Annotated in this window: 4 protein-coding genes and 1 pseudogene; 2 read left to right on the top strand and 3 right to left on the bottom strand. The window is 64.3% G+C overall.

Annotated features, from left to right (window positions below; all coding sequences use genetic code 11):
• Positions 1 to 69: 69 nt before the first annotated feature.
• A pseudogene (locus L9Z73_RS24215) lies at positions 70 to 801 on the top strand (FMN-binding glutamate synthase family protein); the annotation flags it as partial.
• 220 nt (positions 802 to 1,021) lie between these two features.
• Positions 1,022 to 2,347 carry an ammonium transporter gene (locus L9Z73_RS24210; RefSeq protein WP_247406467.1) on the top strand — a complete coding sequence of 442 codons (1,326 nt, stop codon included), beginning with the start codon at positions 1,022 to 1,024 and terminating at the stop codon, positions 2,345 to 2,347.
• Positions 2,348 to 2,541: 194 nt separating this feature from the next.
• On the opposite strand, the gene L9Z73_RS24205 is transcribed toward L9Z73_RS24210, so the two are convergent.
• The 3 genes from L9Z73_RS24205 to L9Z73_RS24195 all read right to left on the bottom strand — a co-directional run.
• The gene (locus L9Z73_RS24205) at positions 2,542 to 3,486 is read right to left on the bottom strand and encodes a bifunctional 5,10-methylenetetrahydrofolate dehydrogenase/5,10-methenyltetrahydrofolate cyclohydrolase (protein WP_247406465.1); all 945 of its coding nucleotides are present in this window, start codon (positions 3,484 to 3,486) and stop codon (positions 2,542 to 2,544) included.
• Positions 3,487 to 3,549: 63 nt separating this feature from the next.
• Positions 3,550 to 5,229, bottom strand: coding sequence for an APC family permease (locus L9Z73_RS24200; RefSeq protein WP_247406463.1), 1,680 nt, complete (start codon positions 5,227 to 5,229; stop codon positions 3,550 to 3,552).
• 88 nt (positions 5,230 to 5,317) lie between these two features.
• Positions 5,318 to 5,562, bottom strand: a 245-nt coding sequence (locus tag L9Z73_RS24195) for a glycine cleavage T C-terminal barrel domain-containing protein (protein WP_282598743.1), incomplete at its 5' end; no start/stop codon positions are given.

Below are 5,562 nucleotides of genomic sequence, written 5' to 3'. Positions count from 1 at the left end.
CCTTGAGCCGCGCGTCGTCGATATTCAGGTGTTCCAGGCCCCAGCGGCCTTCTTCGCCATTGAGCGGGCGCCTGCCGCCACCCGGACTGGACCGGCCCGGACGACCTGGCGATCAAGATTGCCGAGTTGCGCGAGATCACCGATTGGGAAAAACCGATCTACGTGAAAATCGGCGCCAGCCGGCCGTATTACGACGTGAAGCTGGCGGTCAAGGCCGGTGCCGATGTGATCGTGCTCGACGGCATGCAAGGCGGCACAGCCGCCACCCAGGAAGTGTTTATCGAGCATGTCGGCATCCCGATTCTGTCGGCCATCCCCCAAGCGGTACAGGCTTTGCAAGAGATGGGCATGCACCGCAAGGTCCAGTTGATTGTGTCGGGCGGGATTCGTAACGGCGCCGATGTGGCCAAGGCCATGGCGATGGGCGCGGATGCGGTGGCCATCGGCACGGCCGCGCTGATTGCCCTGGGCGACAACCACCCGCGGCTGGACGCGGAACTGAAAAAAATCGGCTCGGCCGCCGGCTTCTATGACGACTGGCAGAACGGCCGCGACCCGGCCGGCATCACCACCCAGGACCCGGAGCTATCGAAACGCCTCGACCCGGTAGAAGGCGGGCGGCGCTTGGCCAACTACCTGCGGGTGATGGTGCTGGAAGCCCAGACCATGGCCCGTGCGTGTGGCAAGTCGCACCTGCACAACCTCGACCCCGAGGACCTGGTGGCGCTGACGGTGGAGTCGGCTGCCATGGCGCGAGTGCCGTTGGCAGGGACCAGCTGGGTGCCGGGTTCCGGTTACTGAAACTGGCGCACTACCTGTGGCGAGGGAGCTTGCTGTGGCGAGGGAGCTTGCTCCCGTTCGACCGCGCAGCGGGAGCCGGCTTTTTTAGGGCGGCTTCGCACCCCAGCGGGAGCAAGCTCCCTCGCCACAGTCATCAGTCAAATGGGCCCACCAAGAGGCCCGCACAATAACAATTGCTCGCTGCCAGGCACTTCCCATTTCTTTTGCAGGAGCTTTGAACATGATCAATCGTCTTCTCGGCAAATCCCTCTTCGGCTTATTGGCGGCCGGTGCCTTCGCACCTTTGGCCCAGGCCGCCGATGCTCCCACCTTGAACACCGGCAGCACCGCCTGGATGATCACCGCCGCCGTGCTGGTGCTGTTCATGTGTCTACCGGGGCTCGCGCTGTTCTACGGCGGCCTGGTCCGTGCGAAAAACATGCTCTCGCTGTTCACCCAGTGCTTCGGCGTCGCCGGCCTGGTTGGCGTGCTGTGGGTGATCTACGGCTACAGCATGGTGGTCGATACCACGGGCATGGTCGAAGGGCAGGTGACCTTCAACAGTTTTGTCGGCGGCCTGAGCCGCGCGTTCCTTGCGGGCATGACCCCCGACAGCCTGGTGGGGGATATTCCGGAAGGCGTGTTCGTGACCTTCCAGATGACCTTCGCGATCATCACCCCGGCGCTGATCGCCGGCGCCTTTGCCGAACGCATGAAGTTCTCGGCGGCGCTGCTGTTCATGGCCATCTGGTTCACCCTGGTGTATGCCCCGGTGGCGCATATGGTCTGGGGCGGTTCGGGGGCCTTGATGCATAACTGGGGCGTGCTCGACTTTGCCGGCGGCACCGCCGTCCACATCAACGCCGGTGTGGCCGCGCTCGCCGCATGCCTGATCCTCGGCAAGCGCAAGGGTTACCAGAACACGCCGATGCCCGCGCATAACCTGAGCCTGACCATGGCCGGTGCGGCGATGCTCTGGGTCGGCTGGTTCGGCTTCAATATCGGCTCCGGCGGCGGCCTCAACGGCACCTCGGGGATTGTCATGCTCAACACCCAACTGGGCGCCTGTGCGGGGATTCTCGGCTGGATGTTCACCGAGTGGTTCAAGGTCGGCAAACCCAGCGCCCTGGGCCTGGCCAGCGGTGCATTGGCCGGCCTGGTGGGGATCACCCCGGCGTGCGCCTATGTGGGCGTCGGCGGCGCGTTGGCCATCGGCTTGCTGTGCGGGGTGTTCTGCTACCTGAGCGTGACCGTATTGAAGCGGCGCTTCGGCTACGACGACAGCCTCGACGTATTCGGCCTGCACGGCATCGGCGGCATGATCGGCGCCGTGCTCACCGGTGTGTTCTGCGTGCCGTCCATGGGCGGCCTGGTGGAAGGCGTGACCATGGGCGCCCAGGTAGTGGCACAGCTCAAAGGGGTGGTGCTGACCACCGTGTACTGCTTCGTGGTCAGCTGGATCATCCTCAAAGTGGTCAATGCGCTGGTCGGCCTGCGTGCCCATGAGTCGGTGGAAGAGATGGGCCTGGACCTCGCCGAGCACAACGAGCGGGCCTACAACCACTGATCTTCCCCCTGAGTAAACGCAGCTCAAAATGTGGGAGGGGGCTTGCCCCCTCCCACAGTTGCCTTGCTGCGCCACGGTGGATGGGGTTGGACCTTGCCGAGCATAACGAGCGGGCTTACAACCACTGATCCTCCCCCTGAGTAAACGCAGCTCAAAATGTGGGAGGGGGCTTGCCCCCGATGGCGCCGTGTCAGTCAGCTTGTTTGTAGCTGACCCACTGCCATCGGGGGCAAGCTCCCTCCCACATTTGCTTTGTTGCGCTGCAACTGGCTCGCCACCAGGGTGTTCTTCAGCAGGTAGGCAATCGTCATCGGCCCCACACCGCCTGGCACCGGCGTAATCGCGCTGGCCACAGTGCGTGCGCTGGCATAGTCCACATCGCCCACCAACCGTGTGCCGGTCTCGGTGCTGATGCGGTTGATCCCCACGTCGATCACCACCGCGCCAGGCTTGAGCCAGCTGGCATCGATCAACTGCGGCCGGCCGACGGCGGCGACGACGATATCGGCCAAACGGCACAACGCCGGTGCATCGACGCTGCGCGAGTGCACCACGCTGACCGAGCAGTTGGCCTGTAACAGCAGGGTCGCCATCGGTTTGCCGACGATGTTCGAGCGACCAATCACCACCGCGTGCAAACCACTCAAATCGCCGCAGGTTTCATGCAGCAGGCGCATGCAGCCGCTGGGCGTGCAGGGCGTGAGGACCTCGATGCCTTGCACCAGGCCGCCGACGTTCTCACGGTGGAAACCGTCGACGTCCTTGATCGGGTCAATCGCATGGATCACCGCTGCCTCGTCGATATGCGCCGGCAACGGCAACTGCACCAGCACGCCGTTGACCGAAGCGTCGGCGTTCAGCTGCGCAAGCAGGTCGAGCACTTGCGCCTGGCTGGCGTCATCCGGCAGCCGGTATTCAAGGGAGCGAATCCCGACTTCCTTGGCCCGCAGCAGTTTGTTGCGCACATACACTTCGCTGGCCGGGTTGTCGCCCACCAGCACGACGGCCAGGGCCGGGAAGATTTTTTGCGTGGCAAGCAGCAGGACCTCGTCGCGAACCTCGTCGAGAACCTGGGCAGAAATGGCCTTGCCGTCGATATCGCGGGCAAGGGGGGAGAGTGTGCTGGTCAAAAGCGTCACCGATGTCTGGAAAAATAGGGGAGCTGAGGGATAAATCCCTCAGCGATAAGCAGCCCAGGGCATTCAGGCTACCAGTTGATGGCAGGCATACACCACCAGCACACCGGCGATCAGCGTGGCATAGGGCAGCCAGCCGGCGCGGCGTTGACCGTCATCGGCCTGGATATACAGGTCGCTGAGCATCGCCGCAGGGAAACGGCCTTTGTCCTGCACATAGTGGCGGTAGCAGAACACCGGCAGGATCAGCAGCGCCAGCAGCAAGCCAGTGACCAGCGTGCCCGCGCCCCAGATATCCGCACCCAGGCCCATGCACGCCAGGTTGACGAAGCTCAGCACGCCGCCAGCCGCCAGCAGCACGGTGGGGGCTTTGTACGGGCGCACCCAGTCGGGGCGGTCCAGGCGGTGAATCCAGCCGGCATTGAGGTTGAGGAAGTTGAAGATGATGTAGCTGACGTTGGAGGCCGCCAGCACGAACACGTAGTCCGACATCAGCAACAACAGCAGGTTGAACGACAGGTCGGTCCACATCGCCGCCGTGGGCGCGCCGTGTTCGTTGGTGCGCCCCAGGTACTTGGGCAGCCAGCCGTCCACCGATGCCTGATACAGGGTGCGCGACGAGCCGGACATCGAGGTCATGATCGCCAGCAACGTGGCCAACACCAGCATGATCAGTACGATATTGGCGACCACCTTGCCGCCGCCGATGCTGTCGGCCATCGCCTGGCCAACGCCCATGCCGCTGTAGATCGCCGGCGACAGCAGGCCGCTGTACACCGCCGGTGTCACCACCGCGCCGCTGGCGTCGAGCACCGCCGGGGTCACCAGTTGGCCGAGCCCCAGGCTGCCTTGAAACGCCAGCGGCACCAGGGTGAACACCAGGATGCACAGCAGGCCGGCGTAGAAGATCGCCTTGAAGGTGTCACGCTTGGGGTCCTTGAACTCGCGGGTGTAGCACACCGCCGTTTCGAACCCGTAGGTGGACCACGCGGCCATGAACAGCCCGCCGGCCATCAGCGACCAGCCGGACATATCCCACGGGCCGTCGATGACTTGCCCGGCCGCGTCATGCGCCAGGGGGAACAGCGGCAGGAAGTTGGCCTGGGTCGCGTCCCCGGTGAACAACGGCACCACGCCCACCAGCAACAGCGGGATCAGCGAGGTGACCCCGAGCACCAGCGTCAGGCGCGCCGAGCGCAGGATGCCGCCATGCTGCACGGCAAACACCGTGAGCAGAATCAACAAGCCAATGGCGAATGTCGCGTTGATGCGCAACGACAGGCCGCTCTTGACCCAACCCAGGTCGAGCAGGGTCAGTTGCCAGGTGTTGATCAGCGCATCGGCAGGAAACAGCGCAGTGAGGATGTACCCCGCAGCGAGCCCCGAGCCGATGGACAGCACCGGCGACCAGGCCAGCCAGTTGCACCACACCGACACCGGTGCGATCAACTTGCTGTAGCGCACCCAGGCCACCGCGCCGTACACCGACGCGCCGCCGGACTTGTGCGGGAACAGCCCGGCGATCTCGGCATAGGTGAAGGCCTGGATAAACCCGAACAGGATCGACACGATCCACACGATCCAGGCCGGTTTGCCCACCGTGGCGGCAATCGCGCCGATGGAGAACAGCACCAGCGCGGGTACGCCACTGGCGACCCAGAATGCACCGCGCCAATCGATCTTGCGGTGCAGGCTGCCCACTGAGCTGGCAGCCTGCGGTACAGCCTCGAACGTCGTCGCTTCCATCTTCGTATTCCCATGTCTGAGTAGCGGTTAAGAAGGGCAATCAAAGTGGGCAGTCAAAGTGGGGTGGCACACATCGGTATCGGGACGATCAGCTACGCACGCGGCTCTTGTCCGGGTCATAGAAAATCGCTGCGCTGACCGTGGCGCTGATGCGCTTCTGCAGGCCATCGACTTTGCCAATCTCAAGCTGGGTGCCGGGCTCGGCGCAGCTCACGTCGACCCGGCACAGCGCGATATTGCTGGCCAGTAACGGTGAGCGGCAGGCACTGGTGATGACCCCGACCTGGGCGCGGCCGTGGTACACCGGGTCGCCGTGATGGGCGGCCTCGTTGC

The sequence above is a fragment of the Pseudomonas emilianonis genome (assembly GCF_023072625.1).
Lineage (GTDB): Bacteria > Pseudomonadota > Gammaproteobacteria > Pseudomonadales > Pseudomonadaceae > Aquipseudomonas > Aquipseudomonas paraveronii.
Note: the sequence above shows the minus strand (reverse complement) of the source record. Positions and strands in the feature narration are given on the sequence as shown.

Coding starts and splice junctions, on each gene's coding strand:
- L9Z73_RS24210 (WP_247406467.1), top strand. CDS start 1,022: ATGATCAATCGTCTTCTCGGCAAATCCCTCTTCGGCTTATTGGCGGCC.
- L9Z73_RS24200 (WP_247406463.1), bottom strand. CDS start 5,229: ATGGAAGCGACGACGTTCGAGGCTGTACCGCAGGCTGCCAGCTCAGTG.